General features: G+C 51.6%; 25 protein-coding genes. 14 read left to right on the top strand and 11 right to left on the bottom strand.

Annotated features, from left to right (window positions below):
- Window positions 1-50 precede the first annotated feature (50 nt).
- The gene (gene xylA, locus CWS43_RS10380) at window positions 51-1370 is read right to left on the bottom strand and encodes a xylose isomerase (protein WP_101076862.1); all 1320 of its coding nucleotides are present in this window, start codon (window positions 1368-1370) and stop codon (window positions 51-53) included.
- Between the two features lie 375 nt (window positions 1371-1745).
- On the opposite strand from xylA, the gene xylF reads away from it, so the two are divergent.
- From xylF to xylR, 4 genes are all read left to right on the top strand, one after another.
- The gene (xylF, locus tag CWS43_RS10375) at window positions 1746-2738 is read left to right on the top strand and encodes a D-xylose ABC transporter substrate-binding protein (RefSeq protein WP_101076861.1); all 993 of its coding nucleotides are present in this window, start codon (window positions 1746-1748) and stop codon (window positions 2736-2738) included.
- A gap of 64 nt (window positions 2739-2802) precedes the next feature.
- Window positions 2803-4344, top strand: coding sequence for a xylose ABC transporter ATP-binding protein (locus CWS43_RS10370; RefSeq protein WP_101076860.1), 1542 nt, complete (start codon window positions 2803-2805; stop codon window positions 4342-4344).
- On the top strand, window positions 4337-5536 hold the full coding sequence (gene xylH, locus CWS43_RS10365) for a xylose ABC transporter permease XylH (protein ID WP_101076859.1): 1200 nt from the start codon (window positions 4337-4339) through the stop codon (window positions 5534-5536). The genes CWS43_RS10370 and xylH overlap by 8 nt, the downstream gene beginning before the upstream one ends.
- Before the next feature lie 181 nt (window positions 5537-5717).
- Window positions 5718-6905, top strand: coding sequence for a D-xylose utilization transcriptional activator XylR (gene xylR, locus CWS43_RS10360; protein WP_101076858.1), 1188 nt, complete (start codon window positions 5718-5720; stop codon window positions 6903-6905).
- Window positions 6906-6973: 68 nt separating this feature from the next.
- On the opposite strand, the gene yicI is transcribed toward xylR, so the two are convergent.
- The 3 genes from yicI to CWS43_RS10345 all read right to left on the bottom strand — a co-directional run bounded on the left by yicI (window position 6974) and on the right by CWS43_RS10345 (window position 11959).
- The gene (gene yicI, locus CWS43_RS10355) at window positions 6974-9298 is read right to left on the bottom strand and encodes an alpha-xylosidase (RefSeq protein WP_101076857.1); all 2325 of its coding nucleotides are present in this window, start codon (window positions 9296-9298) and stop codon (window positions 6974-6976) included.
- Between the two features lie 37 nt (window positions 9299-9335).
- Window positions 9336-10703: a glycoside-pentoside-hexuronide family transporter gene (locus tag CWS43_RS10350; protein WP_101076856.1), complete on the bottom strand. Its 1368-nt coding sequence runs from the start codon at window positions 10701-10703 to the stop codon at window positions 9336-9338.
- A gap of 182 nt (window positions 10704-10885) precedes the next feature.
- Window positions 10886-11959: a sugar ABC transporter substrate-binding protein gene (locus CWS43_RS10345; protein WP_101076855.1), complete on the bottom strand. Its 1074-nt coding sequence runs from the start codon at window positions 11957-11959 to the stop codon at window positions 10886-10888.
- Between the two features lie 296 nt (window positions 11960-12255).
- On the opposite strand from CWS43_RS10345, the gene CWS43_RS10340 reads away from it, so the two are divergent.
- Window positions 12256-13407 carry a PQQ-dependent sugar dehydrogenase gene (locus CWS43_RS10340; RefSeq protein ID WP_101076854.1) on the top strand — a complete coding sequence of 384 codons (1152 nt, stop codon included), beginning with the start codon at window positions 12256-12258 and terminating at the stop codon, window positions 13405-13407.
- A 54-nt stretch (window positions 13408-13461) separates the two neighbouring features.
- Here CWS43_RS10340 and CWS43_RS10335 read toward each other — a convergent pair whose 3' ends face one another.
- The 3 genes from CWS43_RS10335 to CWS43_RS10325 all read right to left on the bottom strand — a co-directional run bounded on the left by CWS43_RS10335 (window position 13462) and on the right by CWS43_RS10325 (window position 16933).
- Window positions 13462-14082 (bottom strand): glutathione S-transferase family protein, encoded by a 621-nt coding sequence (locus tag CWS43_RS10335; RefSeq protein ID WP_101076853.1) that lies wholly within the window; start codon window positions 14080-14082, stop codon window positions 13462-13464.
- A 149-nt stretch (window positions 14083-14231) separates the two neighbouring features.
- Complete coding sequence (locus CWS43_RS10330; protein WP_101076852.1) at window positions 14232-15515, bottom strand: MFS transporter; 1284 nt, start codon at window positions 15513-15515, stop codon at window positions 14232-14234.
- Window positions 15512-16933 (bottom strand): M20 family metallopeptidase, encoded by a 1422-nt coding sequence (locus tag CWS43_RS10325; protein WP_101076851.1) that lies wholly within the window; start codon window positions 16931-16933, stop codon window positions 15512-15514. Before CWS43_RS10325 ends, CWS43_RS10330 begins: the two co-directional genes overlap by 4 nt.
- A 156-nt stretch (window positions 16934-17089) precedes the next feature.
- On the opposite strand from CWS43_RS10325, the gene CWS43_RS10320 reads away from it, so the two are divergent.
- Window positions 17090-18013 (top strand): LysR family transcriptional regulator, encoded by a 924-nt coding sequence (locus tag CWS43_RS10320; RefSeq protein ID WP_101076850.1) that lies wholly within the window; start codon window positions 17090-17092, stop codon window positions 18011-18013.
- A gap of 26 nt (window positions 18014-18039) precedes the next feature.
- On the opposite strand, the gene CWS43_RS10315 is transcribed toward CWS43_RS10320, so the two are convergent.
- Window positions 18040-18726: an HAD family phosphatase gene (locus CWS43_RS10315; RefSeq protein WP_101076849.1), complete on the bottom strand. Its 687-nt coding sequence runs from the start codon at window positions 18724-18726 to the stop codon at window positions 18040-18042.
- 102 nt (window positions 18727-18828) lie between these two features.
- Window positions 18829-19167: a GlpM family protein gene (locus tag CWS43_RS10310; protein ID WP_198555812.1), complete on the bottom strand. Its 339-nt coding sequence runs from the start codon at window positions 19165-19167 to the stop codon at window positions 18829-18831.
- Window positions 19168-19480: 313 nt separating this feature from the next.
- Here CWS43_RS10310 and CWS43_RS10305 point away from each other — a divergent pair, with 313 nt between their 5' ends.
- A complete protein-coding gene (locus CWS43_RS10305; protein ID WP_101076847.1) occupies window positions 19481-20692 on the top strand; it encodes a serine hydrolase in 1212 nt (403 codons plus the stop codon).
- Window positions 20693-20763: 71 nt separating this feature from the next.
- Here CWS43_RS10305 and ybjG read toward each other — a convergent pair whose 3' ends face one another.
- Both ybjG and CWS43_RS10295 read right to left on the bottom strand, forming a co-directional pair.
- On the bottom strand, window positions 20764-21369 hold the full coding sequence (ybjG, locus tag CWS43_RS10300) for an undecaprenyl-diphosphate phosphatase (RefSeq protein WP_101076846.1): 606 nt from the start codon (window positions 21367-21369) through the stop codon (window positions 20764-20766).
- Window positions 21370-21660: 291 nt separating this feature from the next.
- On the bottom strand, window positions 21661-22395 hold the full coding sequence (locus CWS43_RS10295) for a bifunctional 2-polyprenyl-6-hydroxyphenol methylase/3-demethylubiquinol 3-O-methyltransferase UbiG (protein WP_101076845.1): 735 nt from the start codon (window positions 22393-22395) through the stop codon (window positions 21661-21663).
- Window positions 22396-22481: 86 nt separating this feature from the next.
- On the opposite strand from CWS43_RS10295, the gene CWS43_RS10290 reads away from it, so the two are divergent.
- The 7 genes from CWS43_RS10290 (at window position 22482) to CWS43_RS10260 (ending at window position 25869) form a co-directional block, all read left to right on the top strand.
- Window positions 22482-22997, top strand: a complete 516-nt coding sequence (locus CWS43_RS10290; RefSeq protein ID WP_101076844.1) for a GNAT family N-acetyltransferase — start codon at window positions 22482-22484, stop codon at window positions 22995-22997.
- Complete coding sequence (locus CWS43_RS10285; protein WP_101076843.1) at window positions 22990-23277, top strand: hypothetical protein; 288 nt, start codon at window positions 22990-22992, stop codon at window positions 23275-23277. Before CWS43_RS10290 ends, CWS43_RS10285 begins: the two co-directional genes overlap by 8 nt.
- Window positions 23278-23329: 52 nt before the next feature.
- Window positions 23330-23695, top strand: coding sequence for a bleomycin resistance protein (locus CWS43_RS10280; protein WP_101076842.1), 366 nt, complete (start codon window positions 23330-23332; stop codon window positions 23693-23695).
- A 134-nt stretch (window positions 23696-23829) separates the two neighbouring features.
- Window positions 23830-24714 carry a benzoate transporter gene (locus CWS43_RS10275; RefSeq protein ID WP_101076841.1) on the top strand — a complete coding sequence of 295 codons (885 nt, stop codon included), beginning with the start codon at window positions 23830-23832 and terminating at the stop codon, window positions 24712-24714.
- A 159-nt stretch (window positions 24715-24873) separates the two neighbouring features.
- On the top strand, window positions 24874-25062 hold the full coding sequence (locus CWS43_RS10270) for a hypothetical protein (RefSeq protein WP_101076840.1): 189 nt from the start codon (window positions 24874-24876) through the stop codon (window positions 25060-25062).
- A 179-nt stretch (window positions 25063-25241) separates the two neighbouring features.
- Window positions 25242-25460 (top strand): polymorphic toxin type 44 domain-containing protein, encoded by a 219-nt coding sequence (locus CWS43_RS27515; RefSeq protein ID WP_232776876.1) that lies wholly within the window; start codon window positions 25242-25244, stop codon window positions 25458-25460.
- On the top strand, window positions 25438-25869 hold the full coding sequence (locus CWS43_RS10260) for a hypothetical protein (RefSeq protein WP_101076839.1): 432 nt from the start codon (window positions 25438-25440) through the stop codon (window positions 25867-25869). The genes CWS43_RS27515 and CWS43_RS10260 overlap by 23 nt, the downstream gene beginning before the upstream one ends.
- Window positions 25870-26113 lie beyond the last annotated feature (244 nt).

The raw sequence follows: 26113 nt of genomic DNA, 5'->3' as shown, positions 1-26113 counted from the left end.
CCCTGCAAATCCGCATCAGACGGGGCAGGGCGTAAACACATTTTTGCGAATTAACCAAACAGATAGCGGTTAACCAGATTTTCCAGACGCTCCTGCTGACCGCTCTGATGCTGAGGATTAATGGCATTTTGCTGTGCGTAATGGCTCAGGGATTCGAGTGACATTTTACCTTGCAAAATTTGCTGGCCTAATTCTGTATTCCAGCCGGCATAACGCTGCGCGATGTTTTTATCCAACTCACGGCTTTCAATCATGCGAGCAGCAACTTTCAGGGCCAAAGCCATCGTGTCCATGCCGCCAATATGGCCGTAGAACAGGTCGTATTTATCCGTGCTCTGACGGCGGACTTTGGAGTCAAAGTTCAGGCCACCCGTCGTGAAACCACCTGCTTTAATGATTTCGTACATGACCAATGCGTTTTCTTCAACACTGTTTGGGAACTGATCGGTATCCCAACCACACTGAGGATCGCCACGGTTGGCGTCGACCGAACCAAAGATTCCGAGTGCAATTGCGTTGGCAATTTCATGGTGGAATGAATGACCCGCAAGCGTAGCGTGGTTTGCCTCGATATTCACTTTGATTTCTTTTTCCAGCCCAAACTGTTTCAGGAAACCGTACACAGAGGCCACATCATAATCATATTGATGTTTGGTCGGTTCCTGTGGTTTAGGTTCGATCAGCAATGTCCCCTGGAAACCAATTTTATGTTTGTGTTCAACGACCATTTGCATGAAGCGGCCCAGTTGCTCACGTTCCTGACGCAGATCGGTGTTCAGCAGGGTTTCGTAACCTTCACGGCCGCCCCACAGAACGTAATTTTCTCCGCCCAGGCGTTTGGTTGCATTCATCGCATTGACCACCTGCGTGGCGGCCCAGGTGTAAATTTCCGGGTTTGGGTTCGTTGCCGCGCCCGCACCAAAGCGTGGGTTAGAGAAACAGTTTGCTGTACCCCAGAGCAGCTTAACGCCGGTGGATTCCTGCTTTTGTGCCAGGACGTCGGTCATGACGGCCAGATTGTTCACATATTCTTTGATCGATGCGCCTTCAGGCGATACATCCACGTCGTGGAAGCAGTAATAAGGTACATTCAGTTTCTGGAAAAACTCAAAAGCCACGTCAGCTTTGCTTTTTGCCAGTTCGAGTTCATTGCCAGGCTGTTGCCACGGGCGAACAAACGCGCCCGGCCCGAACATATCATTACCGTTCCAGCAGAATGTGTGCCAGTAACACGCGGCGAAACGCAGATGCTCAGCCATGGTTTTGCCGAGGATCACTTCTTCAGGGTTGTAATGACGGAATGCCAGCGGGTTAGTGCTGTTAGCACCTTCGTAACGAACGGCGTCGAGCTTGTCGAAATATGCGTGCATTGAAAACTCCTTGAAAACGGGCCCAGCGGGACTGGGAGGCTGAGGCTCTATCTTCGGAGTTGATGTTTCATCTAACAATTACGTTATTTCACACTCAATTTAATAGAATTATTAAGTGTGCGGCAGATCTCATAAATACCCCTTTTTATTGCCATTTTTTATTCATTTTTCGTGATGTCTCGATAATAAAAGTATTCATCCTGTGTGTATTAACATCAAACCATGATCCCCATCATAGTTCCTGAAATAAACAAAAAATCGTAATGCAGGGATTAAAATCTGCAATTGCCGATTAATTACCCAGCGACAACAATCTTTGTGTCATTGCTGTACGAATTTCTCTGCCTCTACTTATTCTTATAAAAGGTCTACATGATGAAAATGAATAAAATAATTCTTTCTGCCTGTGCCGCATTAGTGCTATTTAGCCAGTCAGGGTTTGCAAAAGAAATTAAAATTGGTATGGCTATTGATGACTTACGCCTGGAGCGCTGGCAAAAAGACCGCGATATCTTTGTGGCTAAAGCCAAAACGCTGGGTGCAGATGTTTTTGTGCAATCCGCCAACGGCAACGAAGAAACGCAGATGGCGCAAATCGAAAATATGATTAACCGCGGTGTCGATGTTTTGGTGATCATTCCTTATAACGGTGAAGTACTGAGCAATGTGATCGCGGAGGCTAAGCGGGAAGGGATCAAAGTTCTGGCCTATGACCGTATGATTAATAACGCGGATATCGATTTTTATATCTCTTTTGATAATGAAAAAGTGGGTGAACTTCAGGCGAAAAGCCTGGTTGAGCGGGTCCCTCAGGGGAATTATTTCCTGATGGGCGGATCACCGGTGGACAATAACGCCAAGTTGTTCCGCGCAGGTCAGATGAAAGTTCTTAACCCGCTAATTAAAGACGGAAAAATTAAGGTCGTCGGCGATCAGTGGGCGGACGGTTGGCTGCCTGAAAATGCCTTAAAAATCATGGAGAATGCGCTGACCGCGAATAACAACAAGATCGACGCCGTCGTGGCCTCAAATGACGCCACCGCCGGTGGCGCCGTTCAGGCTCTGTCCGCGCAAGGCCTGGCGGGTAAAGTGGCGATTTCGGGTCAGGATGCTGACCTTGCTGCAATTAAGCGTATTGAAGCTGGCACACAAACGATGACGGTCTATAAGCCGATTACAAAACTGGCGAATGACGCTGCAGAAATTGCCGTACAGTTAGGAAACGGCGAAACACCGAAATCGAATGCCACACTTAATAATGGTAAAAAAGAAGTGCCTTCATATTTGCTGACGCCTATTCAGGTTGATAAAAATAATATTGAAAGCACCGTGGTGGCTGACGGATTCCATAAGAAAACTGATCTGTAATTTTTCAATATTTTCTTCCGAAACAACACTTCCATGCGAGGTGTTGTTTCTGGTGGAGGTCAAAATGCCAGAACAATATGAAAAATTACCCTTGCTGGATATGCGTAATATCACCAAAAAATTTGGTGCGGTGAAAGCTGTCGATAATATCAGCCTGACGCTGTCAGCCGGTGAGGTATTATCACTGTGTGGGGAGAATGGGTCAGGGAAATCAACGTTAATGAAAGTACTGTGCGGTATTTACCCGCATGGAACCTTTGACGGTGATATTTATTTTGCAGGAGAGAGGCTTACTGCGAAAGGGATCCGTGACACTGAACAAAAAGGGATTGCAATTATTCATCAGGAACTGGCTCTGGTGAAGCAACTCAGCGTGCTGGAGAATATGTTTCTGGGCAACGAGTGGGGCCGGTATGGCATGCTCGATACCGATAAAATGTACCTGCGCTGCCAGCGTATGTTGGCACAAGTAAAACTCAATATTGACCCGCACACCCTGGTCGGTGACCTGGGCCTGGGCCAGCGACAACTGGTTGAAATTGCCAAAGCGCTGAACAAACAGGTCCGGCTGCTGATTCTGGATGAGCCGACCGCATCACTGACGGAAAGTGAAACAGCCATTTTACTCGATATTATCCGCGACCTGCGGCATCACGATATTGCCTGTATTTATATTTCTCACAAGCTCACTGAAGTTAAAGCCATTTCCGACAAGCTTTGCGTTATCCGCGACGGCAGGCAAATTGCAACCTGTAGTGCGGACAGTACGTCGGAGAAAGAGATTATCGCCATGATGGTTGGCCGTGAACTGACGGAGCTGTTTCCTCCGCGTGAACGCCTGATCGGCGAGGAGATTTTACGTGTTGAGAATCTTACCGCATGGCATCCGGTTAACCGACATATCCGGCGTGTGGATAACGCCAGTTTTACCTTGCGCCAGGGCGAAGTGTTAGGCGTAGCGGGGTTGGTCGGCGCAGGCAGAACCGAAACGATGGAGTGCCTGTTTGGCGTCTATCCCGGGCGCTGGTCCGGGGATATCTGGCTGGAAGGGCGCAAAACAGAGATTACGGATTGCCGTGATGCGATGCGTCAGGGGCTGGCGATGGTGCCGGAGGATCGTAAACGCGACGGGATCGTGCCGGTTATGGCGGTAGGCAGCAACATCACGTTGGCGGCACTCAGCCAGTTCAGTGGTGGGGGTATTTTGCGTGAAGCGCAGGAGCAACACACCATCAGCGAATCAGTAAAACAGCTCAAAATTAAAACACCCACTCCTGAAATGCCCATCGGACGGTTGAGCGGAGGTAATCAACAAAAGGCCATTCTGGCGCGTTGCCTGCTACTCAACCCCAAAATTCTGATCCTTGATGAGCCGACCCGGGGCATTGATGTGGGGGCAAAGCATGAAATCTACAAACTCATTGGCCAACTGGCCTCGCAGGGGATGGCGGTTATCGTCATTTCATCCGAACTGCCGGAAGTTCTGGGGCTCAGCGATCGGGTAGTAGTAATGCATCTGGGGCAGGTGAAAGCCTGTCTGGATAACAACAATTTAAGTCAGGAGCAGGTCATGGAAGCCGCTTTGAGGAGTGAAGATTATGTCTAAATTTCCCCAGCCAGGTGCTACGCCGGCATCCGCAGACGGTGGTGAGGTCAATACCAAATTGCCTGTAGAGAAACTTAAAAGCATAAACCTGCAAGTCTTCGTCATGCTGGCGGCTATCGCCGTGATTATTATCTTTTTCAGCATGGCCACTGAAGGTGCCTATATCAGCGCCCGTAACGTTTCAAACCTGCTGCGTCAGACGGCCATCACCGGCATTCTGGCGGTCGGTATGGTATTTGTCATTATCTCAGCAGAAATCGATTTGTCCGTCGGGTCAATGATGGGATTGCTGGGCGGTGTGGCGGCAATTTTTGATGTCTGGCTGGGCTGGCCATTGCCGCTCACTATTGTGGTGACATTAGTGCTTGGGCTGTTGCTGGGGGCCTGGAATGGTTGGTGGGTGGCCTATAGAAAAGTGCCGTCTTTCATCGTGACACTGGCCGGAATGCTGGCGTTTCGTGGCATCTTGATCGGTATTACGAGTGGCACAACGGTTTCTCCGACCACTCCGGCGATGTCATTAATCGGGCAAAGTTACCTGCCGGATTCGTTCGGTTTTGGTCTCGGCGCTCTCGCGCTGGTGTTGTTTATTGGCTGGCAATGGCGTCGTCGTAAACAGCGCGCAGCGCTGGGGTTATCGCTGAGTGCAGCCAGAAATGATGTGACCCGTCAGGCACTGACGGCTGTTATCGCGCTGGGTGCCATATACCTGCTTAACGATTACCGGGGGGTACCAACGCCGGTGCTGATTCTGGTGGCGCTGATGCTGGGTGGCATGTTTATGGCCTCCCGCACGGCATTTGGCCGACGTATCTACGCCATTGGCGGCAACATCGAAGCCGCCCGCCTGTCAGGTGTCAACGTTGAGCGCAGTAAGCTGGCTGTTTTTGCTATTAATGGCCTGATGGTGGCGATTGCCGGGCTGATCCTCAGCTCCCGTCTGGGGGCAGGTTCGCCTTCAGCCGGGAATATTGCCGAGCTTGATGCCATCGCTGCGTGCGTGATTGGTGGAACCAGTCTGGCGGGCGGTGTCGGTAGCGTTGCGGGTGCGGTTATGGGGGCATTTATCATGGCCTCCCTGGATAACGGCATGAGCATGCTGGATGTCCCGACGTTCTGGCAGTACATCGTAAAAGGCGCAATTTTATTGCTGGCAGTGTGGATGGATTCCGCAACCAAAAGGCGGGCATAAAACCGGCAAAAGGTGAGGTGTTTATAGGCAGTTCCCCAGGAAAACCTGAGGATCCTCACATATTCACTATGCTAAACCTACGCCAGCCACGGTGTTGTGCTATTGACCAACGCAATCAGCCTCATTCATTTGCCTTAATGAATGAGGCTTTAGCTTATTTGATTACCAGTGAGAAACAGGCATGTTTGAAAAACGTTATCGGATCACACTGTTATTTAATGCCAACAAAGTCTACGACCGTCAGGTGGTGGAAGGTGTTGGTGAATATCTGCAAGCCTCACAGAGTGACTGGGATATCTTCATTGAAGAGGATTTTCGCTGCCGCATAGACAACATAAAAGACTGGTTAGGGGACGGTGTGATCGCCGATTTTGACGATCGGGAAATTGAAACCTTACTGAAAGGGCTGAATGTCCCTATCGTTGGCGTAGGGGGCTCTTATCATCGTGAAGAGGATTATCCGCCGGTGCATTACATTGCGACGGATAACTACGCGCTGGTGGAAGCGGCCTTTATGCATCTGAAAGAAAAGGGCATCAATCGTTTTGCCTTTTACGGCTTACCGGATGCTGGCGGAAAACGCTGGGCGCAGGAGCGTGAATTTGCATTCCGGAAACTGGTATCTGCCGAACAATATCAGGGCGTCGTATATCAGGGAATGGAAACGGCACCGGAGAACTGGCAACACGCTCAGAACCGGCTGGCAGACTGGGTGCAAACCCTGCCGCAGCAAACTGGAATTATCGCCGTCACTGATGCCCGTGCCCGCCATTTATTGCAGGTTTGCGAGCACCTGAACATACCCGTGCCCGAAAAACTTAGCGTCATTGGTATCGATAACGAAGAGTTGACCCGCTATCTCTCCCGCGTGGCATTGTCATCCGTGGTGCAGGGCACTCGTCAGATGGGTTATCGCGCGGCAAAGCTTTTGCATCAGTTGCTGGGCCAGCGTGACCTGCCGTTGCAACGTATTCTGGTTCCACCGGTTAAGGTTGTAGAACGGCGTTCAACGGACTTCCGTTCACTGCGTGATCCGGCGGTCATTCAGGCGATGCATTACATCCGTTACCACGCCTGCAAAGGCATCAAAGTAGAACAGGTTCTCGATGCTATCGGGATGTCGCGATCAAACCTGGAGAAACGTTTTAAGGATGAAACCGGGCAAACGATTCACGGTGTGATCCACGAAGAAAAACTCGACCGTGCCCGTAATCTGCTGGCGGCCACGTCGATTTCAATTAACGAGATCTCCCAAATGTGCGGATATCCGTCATTGCAATATTTCTATTCGGTTTTCCGCAAAGGGTATGAAATGACGCCCAAAGAATACCGCAGTATTCACGGTGAAAGCGTCTATCAGGAGCTGTAACCAGACTATAAAAAATGCCCTGCTTATCTCTAAGCAGGGCAGCTATAACAGCGATATTGGTTGATTTACTACAGCGTAATCACCAGAGAGCCTGAACCTGCTGAAGGTGTCAGCATCAGCCCCATCTCCACCGGTTTGTGGGCCGCACCGCTCACTTCCCTGACTGTGTTCAGGCTACGCAAGCACAGCGTCCATCCCCGCGCCTGCCCCTCATGAGTTATCGTAATCAGCCCTTCAGCCCGATGGGCTTTCAGGCTGAAAACGACTTTCCCATTCAGGTCAGTGATCACACTTTGCGCCACCGCCCCGTCCTCAAGTTCGAAGAGGTGGAATTCCGGCCGCTCGCTGTAATCGTAATCCGGCTTTTCACTGTTGCTGCCTAGCGCCAGCAGCGTATTCGGGCGCACATACAACGGCAGGCTGTCAAAGCCATGCTGCTGCCGGTGCCAGCGTGAGCCTTCGGCGACATCGTTGCTGAGCAGGTGTGTCCAGCGGCCCTGCGGCAGATAGAAATCTACGTCGCCTTGTTCACTGAAGACCGGCGCGACCAGCAGGTTATCGCCCAGCATGTACTGCCGGTCAAGATAATCGCAGGCCGGATCCTCCGGGAATTCAAGCATCATGGCGCGCATTACCGGTGTTCCGTGGCTCGCGGCCTGCGCAGACGCCGGATACAGATACGGCATCAGACGGCATTTCAGCTGTGTGAACTGACGCACCACGTCGCAGGCTTCGTCGTCATAAACCCAGGGTACACGGTAAGATTTACTGCCGTGCAGGCGGCTGTGGCTCGACAGCAGGCCGAAGGCGCACCAGCGTTTGTAGATATGTGCCGGCGCAGTATTTTCGAAACCGCCGATATCGTGGCTCCAGAAACCAAAGCCAGAGAGCCCGATGGAAAGGCCACCACGCAGGCTTTCCGCCATCGATTCGTAAGTGGCGTAACAGTCGCCGCCCCAGTGAACCGGGAACTGCTGCGCGCCCACGGAGGCTGAACGGGCAAACAGCACGGCTTCGGACGCGCCGAGTTTGTCCTGCAATGTTTCGTACACCAGTTTGTTGTACACAAACGCGTAGTGGTTGTGCATTTTCTGCGGGTCGCAGCCGTCGAGCCAAACCACGTCAGTCGGAATTCGCTCGCCAAAATCGGTTTTGAAACAGTCCACGCCCATATCGACCAAACGTTTCAGATGACCGGCATACCATTCGCAGGCCTGCGGGTTGGTGAAATCGACAATGCCCATTCCGGCCTGCCATTTATCCCACTGCCATACGCGCCCGTCAGGCCGTTTGAGCAGATAACCTTTCTCTTTGCCTTCGTGGAACAAAGGCGATTTCTGCCCGATGTACGGGTTAATCCACACGCAAATTTTCAGCCCGCGCGCTTTCAGGCGCTGCAACATGCCCTGCGGATCCGGGAAGGTTTGCGGGTCCCATTCGAAATCACACCACTGGAAAGCTTTCATCCAGAAGCAGTCGAAGTGGAAAACGTGCAGCGGCAGGTGGCGTTCGGCCATGCCATCGATAAAGCTGTTGACCGTCGCCTCATCGTAATTGGTGGTAAACGATGTGGTCAGCCAGAGGCCAAATGACCAGGCGGGCGGCAGCGCAGGGCGGCCGGTCAGGCGGGTATAACGGTCGAGAACTTTTTTCGGTGTCGGGCCATCAATGACGAAATATTCGAGATATTCGCCTTCCACGCTGAACTGTACTTTGGAAACTTTTTCAGAGCCGACTTCAAATGACACGCATTCCGGATGGTTCACCAGCACGCCGTAGCCGCGGTTGGTCAGGTAGAATGGAATGTTTTTGTAGGATTGCTCAGTGCTGGTACCGCCATCGCGGTTCCAGGTTTCGACAGTCTGACCGTTTTTGACCAGCGCAGTGAAGCGTTCGCCCAGCCCGTATACGGTTTCGCCCACCCCCAGATCCAGACGTTCCATCATGTAGTTTTTCTGGTTTTTCGAATCCTGCACATAGCCGTTAGATTTGGCAACACTGCCGGTGATCCTGCGGCCATTACGCAGGAAATCCAGCGTCCAGTCATTGCCTTTGGTGACGCGCACGCTGAGCTCGCCGCTGTGCAATGCTGCGAAGTCGTCATTGTCCTCAAAGCGCAGTTCCGGCGTGTCGGATTGTAATAACGGATAGTGCGGGCCTTTGTGAGTTTCGCCGTCAAAATGGGTGATCCGTACGCCAATTACGCCCGTTTGTGGTGAGAAAAAGCGCAGCGTAAAAAGCGGCGAATCAAGCTGACTGGCGCGCTCTGACGCATCTTTCGGCGCGGCATAAATCACCAGCTCGTTACCGGATCTCTGCACTTCAAACACCTGTAGCGGGTGAGTGAGTGCTAAACCTTCCTGGATCAACCAGTTACCATCACTGATCTTCATGATGTCGTTCTCCTTTTAAACTTCTTCTAAACCCAATTTATTTCATGAATTCTTGCTGATTGCGGCGGATACCCTGTGCGACTTCGTCGAGAATGCGGCGCAGCAGCGGTGTGCGCAGAATGTAATAGCGTTTGCAGATGATGGCGCTCAGCAGATAACAGATAGCGGGAACCAGCGTGAACAGCGCAATGATACAGGTCATGGTGGCGGTATTTTGCGTTGCCGCGCCGGACTGATAACCCGCTCCGGCCAGCATCCAGCCGATCATCGCGCCTGCAAGTGCCAGGCCCAGCTTCAGAACAAACAACGTACCGGCGAAGCTGATGCCGGTCAGACGTTTGCCGTCGTTCCATTCTCCGTAATCGACAGTGTCAGACATCATGACCCACTGAATTGGCGTCACCAGCTGATGCAGTACGCCGATAACAAAGATGAAGATAAACATAATGACGCTGCCGTGAATTGGCAGGAAGAACATCGCCAGGCTGAGCACGGCCAGAATAGCGTTGGTCCACCAGAACACGCTGACTTTGCATTTCCAGTCGGTCAGTGGTTTGGCGAGCGCGCTGCCAAACAGGTTGCCGACGGAATAAACGCCGAGGAACCAGACGAACAGCATCGGATTACCCAAAATATAAGTGACGTAATACATCATGGCCCCCCCGCGCACCGCGACTGCGATGATGTTGAGGATGGTCAGCAGGCCGACAATGCGCCACTGGTCGTTGTGCCAGATATCTCGCAAATCTTCGCGCATGGTGCCGGTCGGTTTGCCCGGATCGATACGTTCTTTGGTGGTGGCAAAACAAATAGCCAGCATAATCGCGGCGACAATCGCCAGAACGGCAATCCCGCCCTGATAGCCCAGCGCCTGATTTTCACCGCCAATCAGCTTAACCAGAGGCATCATCAGCACGGTACTCAGCATGCCGCCTGCGGTAGCCAGAACAAAGCGATAGGATTGCAGAGAAATACGCTGCGTCGGGTTAGAGGTAATCACGCCACCCAGGGCGCAATACGGGATATTGACCACGGTATACATCAGCGTAAGCAGGGTATAGGTGACAGCGGCGTAGATCATTTTGCCGGTCATGCTCAACTCTGGTGTGGTGTAAGTGAAGACGCACACGATGCCAAATGGAATCGCACCGAACAGAACATAAGGACGGAATTTACCCCAACGGGTGCGCGTACGGTCAGCCAGTAATCCCATGCAGGGATCAGAAATTGCATCCAGTGCGCGGGCCAACAGGAACATCGTGCCGACATAGCCGGCAGGAATGCCGAAGATGTCAGTGTAGAAAAACATCATGTACAGCATCACATTATCGAAAATGATATGACTGGCGGCGTCGCCTAATCCATATCCGATCTTTTCCTTGGCCGAAAGGATTTCTGTACTCATTACTTCAATGTCCATATGAAAAGGGAGAGTACAGGTTTTAACGGTTGTAAGGGCTTGCGGCTATTGAGATTTTTACTTCTGAAATTATGTTTCTTTATTTCTGTGATCGCAGGGGGCAAACGGGGAAATGTTGAGCGGGAAAGTGCGGTAAAAACCTCCCGTCTCCGGGAGGTCTGAAGGGGTTACTTTTTATATTTAGCTTCCAGAGTCGCGAACCACGGAGCGGTAAAATCTTCAGATTTACCCCAACCTGGAATGATTTTGCTCAACCCGCTCACATTGATGCCTTCAGGCTGACTGAGAAGCAGAGATTGTGGGATCGTCTGCGCCGGGAATTCATAAGTTGCAGGCGTTTTCTCACCGGCAATTTTCAGCGCAACAATACGCAGGTTTACTGCACCGATAAGCTGCGTATCAACCGCCGCAGTGAACAGCCACGGGCTGCCTTTCTCGCGCATCAGTTGCAGGTCCTGGTTCGAAGCATCGATGCTGTAGAGTTTGATTTCCGTCCGGCCATTTTCTTTCAGCGCCTTATATGCGCCCTGACTGAAGGCATCCCAGGCACCCCAGATAGCGTCAATCTGGCCTTTCGGGTATTTCGCCAGTATGGCACCCACTTTATTGGCCGTATCACCCTGAACGTCAGAAGACACTGCACCGATGGATTCCAGCTGATGAATTCCCGGGTTCTCTTTCAGAATGGCTTCATACGTTTTCTGGCGGCGTTCCATCGGCGGGAAACCGGCAACCCACAATTTGATGATATTGGCTTTGCCGTTGAAATCTTTCACCAGTTGGCCGACCGAGGCTTTTGCCAGGGAAGCATCGTCCTGACGGGTGACGGTGACGCCCGGAATGGTATCCGGCACTTCGGTATCAAACGCGGAAACCGCGATGCCAGCAGCGGCAATACGTTTTGCCAGCGCTTCAGAGTAAGGGCCGCGACCCTGTGACAGGATAATGCCGTCATATTTCTGGCTGATGGCCTGATTCACGAAATCCTGAAACTTGGCGTCGTCGCCGTTGCTCAGGAAAGTGTCAACTTTAAAGCCCAGTGCGTGGCCTTGTTTGATAGCACCCGCCAGAAATTGTGTGGTGTTGTCATCGGAACCCAGGTTACGGATAACGGCTATGCGCACCGGCCCGTTGTGTTGCGCAATGGCAGCCGGAACAGGCGCGAGCTGTGCATCAGCGGCAAATGCCGGTACAGCGGAGAACAAGCTTAATGCCAGCAGGGATGCGGATATTTTTTTCATTATTTAACAACTCCGTCGTCGGGTTCGATGTGTGTTTCACAGGTGTTTTGGGAATAAAAATTCGGAACAAAAAGAACGGACCAAATTGAGGATGTTTGGAAGTCCGTCTGTCTGGACGTCCATTTTGATAACGCAGTCTACCGATATGTTAAGAAGGAGGGAATGCTTTGTTGATAGTATATTTCCAGCTGGCGTTATTCCTGTTGGTTATAGACCGCTGAATGACGCTGAGCAAAATCAGTCACATGGCCTAAACTGAACATTTAATGCTGATCAATGCCTCCGGGAGAAGCCTGATGTCATTTTCTTTCCGCGCCGCCGCTTTATTCGTTTTCTCCACCGTCTTTCTGACGGGCAACACGTTTGCCACAGTGAAATCACCGGTTCCTTATGCCACGGCCAGCGTAAGTGTCACTGAGCTGGCAAAGGGGCTGGATCATCCGTGGTCACTGGCTTTTTTGCCGGATAATCAGGGTGCATTGATCACTGAGCGTAGCGGTCAGTTGCGCTTGTGGACGGCGGGCAGCGGATTATCAACGCCGCTGCAAGGTGTGCCGCCGGTTTGGGTGGCCGGGCAGGCCGGTTTGTGGGACGTGCGTCTTTCCCCGGATTTTGCGAAAAACCGCCGGGTTTATCTTTCTTTCGCGCAGCCAGGTGAAAAGGGAGAGCCTCATGTGGCGCTGGGTTACGGCACGCTTTCAGCAGACAATAAAACCCTGACGGATTTTAAAGTGATTTATGTCGGGCAACCGGCTTTGCGCAGCGGTATTAATCTTGGCGGGCGGATTGCTTTTGATGCGAAGGGTAATATTTTCATGTCCATTGGCGACAATAATCAGCGTATCAACGCTCAGCATCTGAATCAGTTACAGGGCAAGATCTTACGTCTGACGCCGGAAGGCGGCATACCGCAGGATAATCCGTTTGTCACAGATAAAAACGCGAAACCGGAAATCTGGACTTACGGTAATCGCAATCCGCAGGGGCTGGCAGTAAATCCCCGGAGCGGTGCGTTGTGGGAAACGGAACACGGGCCGCGCGGCGGGGACGAAGTGAATCTGCCAAAAGCCGGGAAGAACTACGGCTGGCCGCTGGCGACGTTTGGTATCGACTATTCCGGGCAGCCGATCCCGGAAGCGAAAGGAACAGTACTCGCGGGGGCTGAGGACCCGATTTATTACTGGGAAATTTCTCCCGCCCTGAGCGGTATGGCGTTTTACCAGGCACAGAAATTTCCGCAGTGGAAAAACTCGCTGTTTATTGGTGCGCTGGCAGGGGAATCGCTGATCCGGCTGACTCTTGACGGTGAAAAGGTCGTTCCTGAAGAGCGCCTGCTTGGCGATCGTCAGGAACGCATTCGCGAAGTTCAGGTGGGACCAGATGGAGATGTCTATGTGCTGACCGATGAACGCGACGGGAAGTTGCTGAGGATTACGCCGGAGAGCTGATGGCACATGAAAAAAGGCGATCCGTGATGATCGCCTCAGGTGCCGCGAAACGCATCAGCTCAGGGGCAACATGACGCGTTTCTGAAATGCCGGACGTTGTGTCAGTTGCTGATACCAGCGTTCCAGATTCGGATGGCGCTGGCGCTCAATATCCAGCCTGTACCATGTGTCGGCGTAACAGGCGACAGGGATATCGCCGATGCCAAAATGATCTCCCGAAAACCATGCCTGTTTTGCCAGAACGGCATCCGCAATGGCCCAGTATTTTTCAAACGCCGCCATCCCTGCGCTGACCACCGCCATATCCCGCTCCGCTTCGGGAGTCCGGATCAGCGACAGAAACACCTGACGAAAGGGAACGGTCAGGGAGTTACTGCACCAGTCCATCCATTTATCGGCAGCGGCGCGTTGCTGAAGGCTGGCTGGCCAGAAGGCTTGTTGAGCGGAACGCTCTGCCAGATAGCGCAAAATGGCATTGGATTCCCACAAAACAAAATCATCATCTTGCAGGCAGGGGACCAGACCATTCGGATTCAGCGACAGATACAGCGGTTCATGATTTTTGCCATAAACGCCGCCTGCGTTGATCTGCTGGTACGACAGATTCAGTTCATCCAGCAACCACAACACTTTTTTGACGTTACTTGAATTTTCGCGACCCCATACGGTGAGCATCCGGAACCCCTTGTTTTTGAATATAGAAAGGCTAATAGCGTGGTATTCACTGGCTAAGACTATAAGTGACCGGAAGGCATTAAGCGAAGCGAAAAAAGTAACACCCGGCGACAAACGCATAGCCTGCCGGCGGGTGTTTGCAGAGGCAATCAGCGCTGAGTTTTCTGCGCCTTAAACAGTGACCAGACGCTGAGTAATGCGACGATCATCAGGTAGTAACCTGGCGCCAGGCTGCTGCCGGTAGCTGAAATCAGCAATGTACAGATGAACGGCGCAAAGCCGCCAAACACGGTGACTGCGACGTTGTAGCTGATCGCCATGCCGCTGGCGCGGGTGGTGATCGGGAACAAATCCGCCATCATTGACGGCACGGTGGAGAAATACACCGATTTCAGCAATGCCAGCCAGCTTATCAGCAGCAATAAAGACAGCGCAGAGGTGTATTGCAGCATCAGCCAGAAGGCCGGATAAATGGTCAGCAACAGCAGAATAAGTGAGCCCCACATCAGCGGCAGACGCCCGATTTTCTCCGCCCACAGCCCCATAACCGGCGTAACGACGGTCAGGATGATCCCTGCTGATAACGTGGCGCTAAAGCCCGCTGATGCAGGCAGATGCAACGTTTTCGTGGCGTATGTCGGCACATAGTTCAGCATATAGTTGATCGCCGTGGAAACCACCATCAGGCCGATAGCCGTGAAGAACAGGCCTTTTTGCGAACGCACAATCTCTTTCAGCGGCGACGCCGTTTTCTCCGCTTTGCTGAAGCTTTCCGATTCTTTGATATGACGGCGGATATACAAACCGACCGGGCCAATCAGCAGACCAAAGATGAACGGAATACGCCATCCCCAGTCCTGCAACTGCGTTTCGCTCAGAATGGCAGACAAACCCAGACCAAATGCCGACGCCAGCAAGGTGCTCGCGCCCTGCGTGGCGAACTGCCAGCTGGCGATAAACGCTTTGCGCTCAGGGAAATGCTCAACCAGAAACGCCGTTGAACTGCCGAACTCACCGCCCGCGGAAAAGCCCTGAATCAGTCGTGCTGCCAGGATCAGCAGCGGTGCCGCCATGCCGATAGTGGCGTAGGAGGGCGTGATGACGATGAGCAAGCCGCCAATCATCATCAGGCTGATCGACAACAGCAACGACGCTTTGCGCCCGTGTTTGTCGGCATATGCGCCGAGAACGATTGCGCCGAGCGGCCGGATCAGGAATGAAACGCCGAAGCTGCCGAACGCCAGCAACAGCGATACGGTTGGATCGGTGGTCGGGAAATACGCGTGAGCGATGTAACTGGCGAAAAAGCCGTAAATCGCGATATCAAACCATTCCAGCGCGTTCCCGATACAGGTCGCAAAGAGGGTTTTCATCAGGCTTGGTTTTTCAGCCGCGGTGCTGACAGGGGCGGAAGGGGCGCTTAACTGGCTCATTGCGCACCTCCCATATGGGCGTGGTGACGGGCAAGTACGGACGCGCCGTTCTCGCCGAGATCCCACAACAAATGGGTCATGATCGCCAGCCCTTCGCGGGCAACAGAAATCAGCATATGTTCGTTCACGCCGTGCTGGCCGCAGGCCGGATAGGAGTGCGGTACCCATAATGTCGGTAAACCGAGGATATCGGCGAAGACATCGTTAGGCAGAGAACCACCGAGATTCGGCAGCAATGCCGGCTTTTTGCCGGTTGTTTCCTGCATGATATTCAGCGCCCAGCCCACCAGCGGGTCGGTCGGGTCGAAGCGGGTGGCCGGTGAGCCACGCATAAATTCCACCTCAACCTGAGGGAAACCGTGTGCATCAAGGTGTGCACGGACGTGCTCTGCCAGATTCTGCCAATCGGTGCCGACGACAAAACGCAGCTGACACACCGCCGTCGCCGAGCCCGGAATGGCGTTCATCGGGCGCTGCGGATTGCCGGTCAGGAATGACAGTACTTCCAGCGTATTCCACGCATAAAGACGTTCCGTCGGCGTAAGGCCTTCTTCGCCCCAGCAGGGGTCAATCTGCGGATCGTTTTTGCCGCCACCGACTTCCACATCGCTGAGAATTTCACGGATAGCGTTGCTGACCGCAGGCGGTTTCAGCGCAGAAACCTGCAGCTGCCCGTGCTGATTTACCAGACAGGCCAGCGCGTTTGCCAGTTGCGTTCCCGGATTGGTCAGCAGCCCGCCCCAGTTCCCGGAGTGATAAGCGTTGTCGCGGGCGTTGATGGTCAGACGGAAGTTCACCGCGCCGCGTGAGCCGAGGAAAAGCGTCGGGCGCACGGCGCTCAGGCGCGGGCCGTCGGAGGCGAGGAAAATATCGGCGCTGAGCTGTTCTTTATATTCGCGGCACAGCTCTGCCAACCCTGGCGAGCTGATTTCTTCACCCATTTCGAACAGCAGTTTGCAGTTAAAACCGAGGCTTCCTCCACGGGCTTTGTAGATTTGCTCCAGCGCGGCAATGTTAACGCTGTGCTGGCCTTTGTTGTCCGCGCTGCCGCGTCCGTACCAGCGGTCGCCGTCTTCTTTGAGTTCCCACGGCGATAAGTCGTTGCGCCAGTTTTCGTCGTCGCCGAACACCACGTCGCCATGCCCGTAACTCAGGATTGTAGGTAACGCATCGTCTTCAATACGGGTTGCGATCAAAAAAGGACGGTTAGCGGCGAAGGTATTTTCGATGCTAAGCAGGCTGAAACCCATTGCCGCGAGTGCCGGTTTAATCTCTTCATCGAGATAACGCGCCAGTTCTACGTCCCGTTGATTACTCTGGCTTTCGGAGGCAATTGCCACCCTGCGCGCCAGCGTGCGCTGATATTCACCCTGATCGAACCAGGCTAATGCCTGTTCAACGATATTTTCCGCTGTCATGAGGATCCTGCTTTTGGTGTGTTTGTGATTTTATTGTTGGTTTTTTTAGCAGTTTCACTCTAAGCGCTGTGTCAGCGTTGCCACAATAATAATAATTGCAAGTTAGCGTTGCTTTTATTGTAATGCTCATCTGCACAGTTATGAGGCAATACGGTCATGCAAAGTACGGAGATTCGCTATTTTCTGGCGGTGGCAAATACCGGCTCGCTGAGCGCGGCGAGCAAGCAATTATTTGTGGCAGTGTCGGCCATCAGCCGTCAGATCCAGCGTCTGGAAGAGCGCATCGGCGCGCCGTTGTTTGAACGCCATGCGCGCGGAATGGTGCTTAATGACGCCGGGCAGATTCTGGAAAACCATGTGCGCAAAAGCATGATGGATATGGAACATGCGGTCGCGGAAATTCAGGGGTTGCATGCGGTTCGCCGGACGGTGATCCGCATGGCCTGCACAGATGGCCTGGCGTTCGATTTGCTGCCGCAACTGTTCTCGCGCTTTCGGCTGATTAATCCGGGCGTGATGTTTTATCTTAACGTCGGCACGGCGGTGGAAGTGTCGGAGATGATCCACAAAGGCGAAGTGGAACTGGCGTTACAGTTCAGCCTGGTCGCGGAGCGCGGCGTGGATATCATGGCGTCTTTCCCCGCGCCGGTGCGCATGGTGATGCGTCCGGATCATCCGCTGGCGGATAAAGACGTTTTGCTGACAGATTTGCATCCGTACCCGCTGGCGATGAACGAGCAGGGCAGCACCATCCGCCAGCTGTTTGATTTGTCGTGCCGGATGAGCGGAATTTTTCTGGAACCCGCAGTGAGCTGTAACCGTTTTTCGACGCTTTACGATTTTATGGTGCAGACGCCGGGGGCGATTGTGGCGTGCAGCCATTTTTCCATTATGTACAAAGCGCGGCGCGATAATTTGCGGGTCAAACCGGTGAACATTGAACAGCTGAGCCAGCGCACATTACAATTGCAATCACCGGCGGGAAAGCGGCGTTCTGCCGCGCTGAGCCAGTTTATCGATTTTGTCCGCGATGAACTCACGCGCGAAAACGAAGCGTTTACCCGCGATTTTGGCCTGTAGTTGTCAGCCCGCGCCTGCCGCCGCAGCTAACGAACCCATTCCTGACGATACCAGCCCTGCTCGGCGGCAAGTCTTTGAAAGGTCTCACTGCCGTTGACCACCGTCGCGATATCCGCAAATTCCAGCAATGGTTGATCGTACAACGTATGACTGTAGGCGAAAACTTGCTTATACCGCAGAGGGCGTCGTGCACTGAGCCAGGTTTTTAGCCGTTCAAGCCTGCCCTGATGAAACGGTAATTGCCCTTCGGTTGCGCCGTTGAACCGCTGATTACTGATGCCGGTTTGCAGCCCCAAACCCGCATTTGCGCCCAGATGCCGGGCAATGGGTATCACAAGATGTTCACCGGAGGCTGAAATAATCAGGATCTCGTCACCGCGTCCCCGGTGCCATGCCAGCCTTTCGCGTGCCTGAGGATAAACGCGTGGCATGATATCTCGATGGATAAATCGCTGAACCCAGTTTGCCACCGTTGTGCAACTCAGGCCGTTCATGGGAGCCAATGTCTGCGAAAGGTAATGGGTGTAATGTGCAGCGTACTGCGGGCAGAAATGCCCGCTGACATCAGTTTTTTGGGGATGTGAGACATAGAGGCGGTAGTGATTCAGTTCATCAGGCGAAGCATAACCTTGCAAAATCAGCCAGTGCAGCCACAGGTTGTGGCTGTCATCACAAATCAGAGTATGGTCGAGCTCAAAAATGGCGAGATCCATGAGGCGGATTCCCTAATCTGACAGTCTTTATTCAGCGTAGCGCAATTTCTGTGTTCGGGCGTTTTATGAACGATGTTGTCACGTGGCTTTCGATATTCACCATCAGGCATGAAAGCGTGTCCAGAGGCTGAGCAGCACCCAGGCCGCCAGAGACCAGCACACAACTGCCCAGAACAATGCATAAGGCAGCTTCATTGAGTTGACGAAAAAGTACAGTGAAAGCAGATAGACCAGATAAGGGATCACCGCCCAAAAACCGAAAATAATAGTGGTACGCAGGGCTTCAACGTTGCGCTCCGTACCGACAATGTAATGGGCGATGAGGGCGAAAGTCGGGAATAACGGCACCAGACCGGCGATATAATAATTGCGGGTTTTTGAGAGTATTCCGATCAGAATAACGACCAGCGCACCAAAGAGCGCTTTTACGACTAAACCTATCATTTTTGCCCCTGTGACTTGTTCACAAACGTTGATGCACCGTTGCGATTAAGCCGTTTATTGTTATAGATATTTTGTATGTATATGCAGGCCAAATTGCCGCACATGAATCCAATGGTCAAGTGCTGACTGTTGTTTTTCTCGTCAGTTGAATCTGCGCAACCAGCGGAAATCTTTACTATTCTTTAGATCTTTACACTATTTAGGTTTATTCCAGACCCGGAAAGCAGTAGGTTTTACACCTGACAGAGTTGCACAATCTGATTGAAAGATAAGATAAATTTCAGTTACCCGGACAAAAGCGCTGATACCTATGACAATTTCTTCCCAATTCAAACGGACTTTCATTTACGCGCTGGGCGGTGGAGTAATGCTGCTGGCGCTTCCTGCTGCTCAGGCAGATAACGGCCCCGTCGCCCCTCAGATTAATGCCAAATCCTGGGTGCTGATGGATTTCAACAGCGGGAAGATCCTGACCGAATCTAACCCTGATGCGCGTCTGGACCCGGCCAGCCTGAGTAAAATCATGGTCAGCTACGTTGTCGGGCAGGCGATCAAATCCGGCAAGATTAAATCTGACGATCTGGTTTCTGTCGGTAATGATGCCTGGGCAACGGGCAATCCGGTGTTGCGCGGATCCTCCCTGATGTTCCTTAAACCCGGTGACCGCGTACCGGTTTCAGAGCTCAATAAAGGCATCGTGATCCAGTCGGGCAATGATGCAAGTATTGCGCTGGCGGATTTTGTCGCAGGCAGCCAGGATTCATTCGTGAATCTGATGAACCGCTACGGCGAACAACTGAAACTGCAAAACACGCACTTCAAAACCGTTCACGGGCTTGATGCAGACGGGCAGTACACTTCCGCAACGGATATGGCACTGCTTTCCCAGGCACTCATCCGCGATACACCGGATGAATATGCGCTGCACAAAGAGAAAGAATTCACTTTTAACCATATCAAACAGATCAACCGCAACCGCCTGTTGTGGAGTTCAAACCTGAATGTGGACGGCATTAAAACGGGTTATACCTCGGGAGCTGGCTACAACCTGGTTTCCTCGGCCAGTGACCCGACCGGTATGCGTTTAATTGCTGTCGTCATGGGTGCGCCGAGTGACCGTATCCGGTTTAGCGAAAGCGAAAGCCTGCTGACCTGGGGCTTCCGTTTCTTTGAAACGGTGACACCGATTAAAGCCGGTGATGCTTTCACCAGTCAGCGTGTCTGGTTTGGCGATCAGAAAATGGTGCCGCTGGGCGTGGCGGAGAACGCCTCGCTAACCATGCCGAAAGGTCAGCTGAAAAACATCAAGGCCAGTTTTAATCTGACGACTCCACAGCTTGAAGCGCCGTTGGCGAAAAATCAGGTTGTCGGGACGGTGGATTTCAGCCTGGACGGTAAAGTCATCGAACAGCGCCCGCTGGTGGCATTGCAGGAAGTGAAGGAAGCCGGTTTCTTTGGACGGATCTGGGACTTTGTCATGATGAAAATCAGCGGCGTGTTTAGCAGTATCTTCGGCAAATAATCCGCCGTTAACGCAATAATAAAAAGCGAGGCCAATGTGGCCTCGCTTTTTTTTGCAGGGTAGCGCGGGGATTAATTTTGGACCCAACCTTTTTTAATCGGGAAAGCAAATCCGAAACGGTAAACCTTGCACATCAGCGCATTAATCGGCTCACCAAACAGATTCCACACCAGTTGCGCGAACAGGCAACCCAAAGTACCCACCAGCAATCCACCCAGCATATCCAGCGGCCAGTGAATGCCCAGATAAATGCGCGACCATGCTATTCCCGCCCCGACTGCGAGCAGAATTGCGCCTGACCAGCGGCGGTGCCAGAACAGGAAAGCCAGTGCGAAAGTAAAGATCGCGGTGCCGTGATCGCTTGGGAATGAGCTGTCAGGGGCGTGCTGAAGGAACGTGTAGCCAAAACCTTCAACGAAAGGGCGGGCATGAGGGAAGAGCACCGATAACGTTTTGGCGGCAGTCATTGCAAAAAGCAGCGCAATGGTGGTTTTGCTGACCAGCTCACGCTGTTTGCTGATGTTTTCACGCTGGCCCCAAAGCCACAATCCGACAATCAGAAGCGGAACGATAATGATCAGGTCATTCGCCAAAAAAGTAGCGAGTTTGATCAGCGCTTTCGGCGAGGCCGGTGTCGCGTTAATCCATAGAAAAACCAGATGGTTCAGCTGCTCCATAAAAACTACCCTCGTATTTATTAGCCAAACAGACAGGCCAAAATAGCCATCAAAAAGTTACGGTAACCTGCTGACAACACATAAAAAAGTTGTGTTACGTTAGTTTGTGCTATCAGTCAGGTAAAGGGGGTATCGCTTGAATATCCGTGATTCATTGAATGACGGTATAGTTTCACGATGAAAAGAGTGTAAAGAGAAGAACTTAAGGAAGCCTTAAGCCGGCAGGAGGACGAGCCTCCCGGCAGATTTGCCTGACTGAAAAAATGAAAGGAAAAGTGTCTGAGAAGACGATTAGCGAGGTTTTTGGACGGACATCAGGAACAGCATCGGACGTTCAGCTTCTTCTGCCAGCGCCGGTTGTGCGGCGATTTGTTCCGCTGACGGGCCCCATTCATTAAGTTCACGAATAACAAAACCCGCATCAGTGAGCAGACGGATGTAGGTCCCCAGCGTACGGTGCTGTTTGACCACGCCTTCGGCAAACCAGTTTGTGATACGTTTGCCTTCATGCTGATAACCATCGACCGGCCAGGTTTTTTGCCCGGTTTCATTGATCAACCACGCCGGGCTGGAAGGTGCGGTATAGATCGGGTGCTCAGCCGAGAACACAAAATTACCGCCGGGTTTGAGTGCGTGAAACACCGTTCGCAGCAGCGCGGGCAGGGCGTCGATGTAATGGAGCGTGAGTGAGCTGTAGGCCAGATCGAAAGCGGCTTCGGGCAGCGTCAGGCTTTCAAGATCCTGATGTGCATAATGAATCGCATCGTCGCGGGTCATTGAACGGGCTTTTTCCAGCATTTTTTCAGAAACATCGAGCCCTGAAACCTCAGCGGCACCGGCATCGCGTGCTGCACGACAAAACCAGCCGTAGCCACAACCCAGATCGATGATACGCGCGCCCTGCAAATCAGGCAGCATCGCTTTCAGCGAAGGCCATTCCGGCGCACCTTCCAGCCCGAACTGCGAGCGCCCGAGTTGCGCGTAGCCTTCAAAAAAGGCCGGGTCATCGTAAATATTTTGCGTCATTTGAATGACTCCTATAAAAATAAACCTAATTGCCAATCCACTTTGGCCTGAACATTGTAGTAAAAACCAGACAGGAGAGCAGCAAAATGGACATTCGTCAGGCCACACTGGCCGACCAGCGCGAACTGCAAACGCTGGGCCGTGAGACCTATCGCCACTACTTTGGTGACCTGTGGCAAAATAGCGACGAGCTGGAACAGTTTCTGGCCGATGATTTCAGTAACGAAGAAATGGAAAACACGCTTGAGAGCCCGGATCACCGCTGGCTGGTGTTACAGGAACAGGGCGACACGGTTGGTTTTGCAAAAGTGCATTTCAATCAGCCTGTTGAGGGCGCCGAAGGGCGTGGGGCGAAGTTATGCAAACTGTATTTCAAACCCCAAAGCCGGGCGCGCGGGTTGGGCGTGATGTTATTTGGTGCCGTAGAAACCGCCGCCCGTGAAAACGGACAATCGTGCTTGTGGCTGACGGTTTTGCAAAGTAATCTCCCGGCTATCGGATTTTATCAGCGCCAGCGCATGCATCAGGTCGCTGAAACTGCCTACATTACTGCGACGCAATCCACGCCATTGTGGATCATGAAAAAGGATATCAATGATTAAATTACGCCTCGGCGGTTTGTTTATCACACTCGAAGCGGGAGAAAGCATCCCTTATGCCCCTGAACTGTGTGAACACTACACTTATCTGTTTCATCCTGTGGATGGTGGCTACGAAATTTTGCGCTATGACCCTTATTCCGGCTGGCATAAACGCCCGGATGAACTGTTCGAAGATGGTCATGCTGCTTTTGTATTTGCTTATCAGGCGTATGAGAACGAGTGGAATCAGACCGACGGACGCCTTGGTGGTAAAGATCAGCGCCTTGAACGGATTATGTAGTGACTTTGTCAGGCATTAATTCAGCTAATTTATGGAAACAGCCGGAGCAACCATGACCGACTACGCTACGCCGAATCTCCCTTCCCGCAATTTCGACGCAACCCAACGTTTTTACGGCAGTTTGGGGTTCACGCCAACCTATGTGGATGATGGCTGGTTAATCATGACCCGTAGTGGGATTACGCTGGAATTCTTCCTGCATGTTGATCTCGACCCGCTCACCAGCTGGTTCAGTTGCTGCCTGCGCGTTGATGATACGGATGCCATTTTTGACGCATTTATTGCCGCTGGTATAGGGCAGGATACCAAATCTCATCCGTGCATTTACCTGCCCAAAATGCAGCCGTTCGGGCTGAAAATGGGGGCCATGATCGATATCGACGGGACGCTGTTACGGGTGATTGAGAATGAAAGATAACGCGCTATGGCGGTCGTAATGCACCGGTTTAGAGAATCAGGACGATTTCAATAAGGAACTGACTGAAAAGTTTTGATACTATTTCGCTCAAAATATTTCGGCTCATTTTCGTTTTTCTAACAGGATGTTGGCTAATGATTTACGACTGTTTTTTGTTTTATGATGAAGATGTTCTTCTTGATATACGCCTCAACACGCTTTGTGACCATGTAGACAGGTTTGTCATCGTGGAATCGCGTTACACTTTTGCCGGGAAGAAACGGGAAAGTCTCCATTTCGATCTCAGTAAATTTGAGAAGTTTAAAGACAAGATAATTTATGTCGTTAATGAAGAAATCCCCCGTATTCATACTCATCAATTTAAATCGAACAGCTCAGTTGTAAAAGCGGGTGAATCTGATCCGTGGGCGAATGAAACAACAGCCCGTAATGCGATCATGCTGGGTTTAAAGCATGCACAGGACGACGACGTTATTATTATTTCCGACGTTGACGAAATAATTAAACCTGAATGCCTGTCCCTATTCAGCCCGACGCATATTTGCACAACAATCTATCAGAATTTCTACAATTACAAATTCAACATTCAGGTAATGAATGACGATGGCTCTCCGCGCAAATGCAAACTCCCCAAAATGGTCAAGTTTAAGAGACTAAAGGGATTTTTCCGCAGCCAGCCCGACTTGCTGAGAAACGTTAAACGGCGGGGGAATCCTATTCGTGATAGCTGGCTACGCTGGAACTGGCTTAAGTACAGAACAAAAATTATCGATAACGGAGGGTGGCATTTCTCGTGGGTAATGAGTGACCGGAGGATTTCTGAAAAAATGTCTACGATTTCCCATACCGAGCATAATACCCCTGAATTTAATAATCCTGACCATATACGCCGATGCGTAGAGAACAATCTGGATTTATGGAACAGGCCGAGAGTAATGAAGGTGTTGCCTGTGACTGATGAACACTTCCCGCCATACCTCGTTGATAAAAAAGAAGAACTAACGGATTTCATCCGGTAGTAGCGTACTAAACCGCTATGATAAGGGTTTGAGTTTGTAGCGATCCTCCAGGGCAACAGCCTGGCCACGCAGGCCAATTATGTGGCCAGTATCCAGGACAATGCGGAAACCAATGTGACTAGCTAACTGATTGAAAGGGTCGGTAAGTCACGCAGCAGCGTGGCCGGTGTGCGTCAGGAAGTGATTGCGCGGGTTGTTGCCAGTCGGTCAACATGTGCCAACTGGTTTGATCCTCTGGACGTGGTGAAACAGCTGGCACAGCTGACGGCCGTGCATACTCACAGCAATACCGGCACGCGGCTGAATGCACTGGCGATTACCGGCACCTGCACCAAAATCACTACCTAAACATTATGGCGATTATTCCTATAATGCCAGCTGCTGGTTTTAGTCTTCTAAATAAAAATATTATGGAAGCAAAAGCTCGTGGTATGAGTAAGGGAATGGCAACCCCGGTAACTTATTACTGATTTTATCAGAAAGTTAGAAACCGAGGGGTATGGGACTATAAGCAACATAATAGGAAGCTGGCTGATTTTGGAAATTTCAATTTTGGCGCTACCGGATATGTTGCAGGTATTCCGCCAGATATTTTACTAATGGGCGGTGGATTTGCACAAAGTATGGCGGGTTCTTCCAGAAAAGAATGGAGCAATTGGTACGGCGTAGCGCCTTACGGAGATGACCCGGCTGATCAAAGATGGATTAAACAGGGTATTGATTATGCAAAACAACATGGTTATTAAATGGGTTCACCGTATAGTAACCGTCGTTTTGTTACTGCTAGTGGCAAGCTATGTCGCTTATCAGCATTACACGGGTCCACCCTATGATGATGCGCTGTTCAAATCGCAGCAACTAAACGAAAACACATGGGTCTACGTAACGAAATATCAGGGGGGAGGGGCTACTGTTTCCGAGGTATATCGCTACTACTTGTCCGGAAACATAACAGGGGATCCCATAAAAATTCTGGGGGCAATGGCTCCGTTTCTTACATCTGATAGCGGAGCAGCCAGTGTTACAAAAATTGGCCGTCTGGTAACAGTAAGAATCACTGGAAGGATTTTCGATTTTACTAATTCAGTTTTGTACACCTCTGATGGCACCGAATATATCCCCTCTATTGAGCTGTTTGCTTATCCACCCACTTAGAGTTTAGCAACACACGGCTTCCGAGATTGGGAGTCGTGTATGTTTTGTCTCTCCAAAATCTTCGATGCCCAGATGAATTGATATTAATTCATTTTCGTATAATTTCCGGACATCAATGGGTTGTGCTGTAGAAACGCTCATTACCATAGTGAGTGTAAGGAAATAAAATAAAAATAATCGCTGTCGCCACTTTGTCGCCATAAGCTATTAAGATGGAAGTTATCAGTTTGAATTTAAAGGGTTT

Source organism: Rahnella sp. AA, assembly GCF_002834385.1.
GTDB lineage: Bacteria > Pseudomonadota > Gammaproteobacteria > Enterobacterales > Enterobacteriaceae > Rahnella.
Note: the sequence above shows the minus strand (reverse complement) of the source record. Positions and strands in the feature narration are given on the sequence as shown.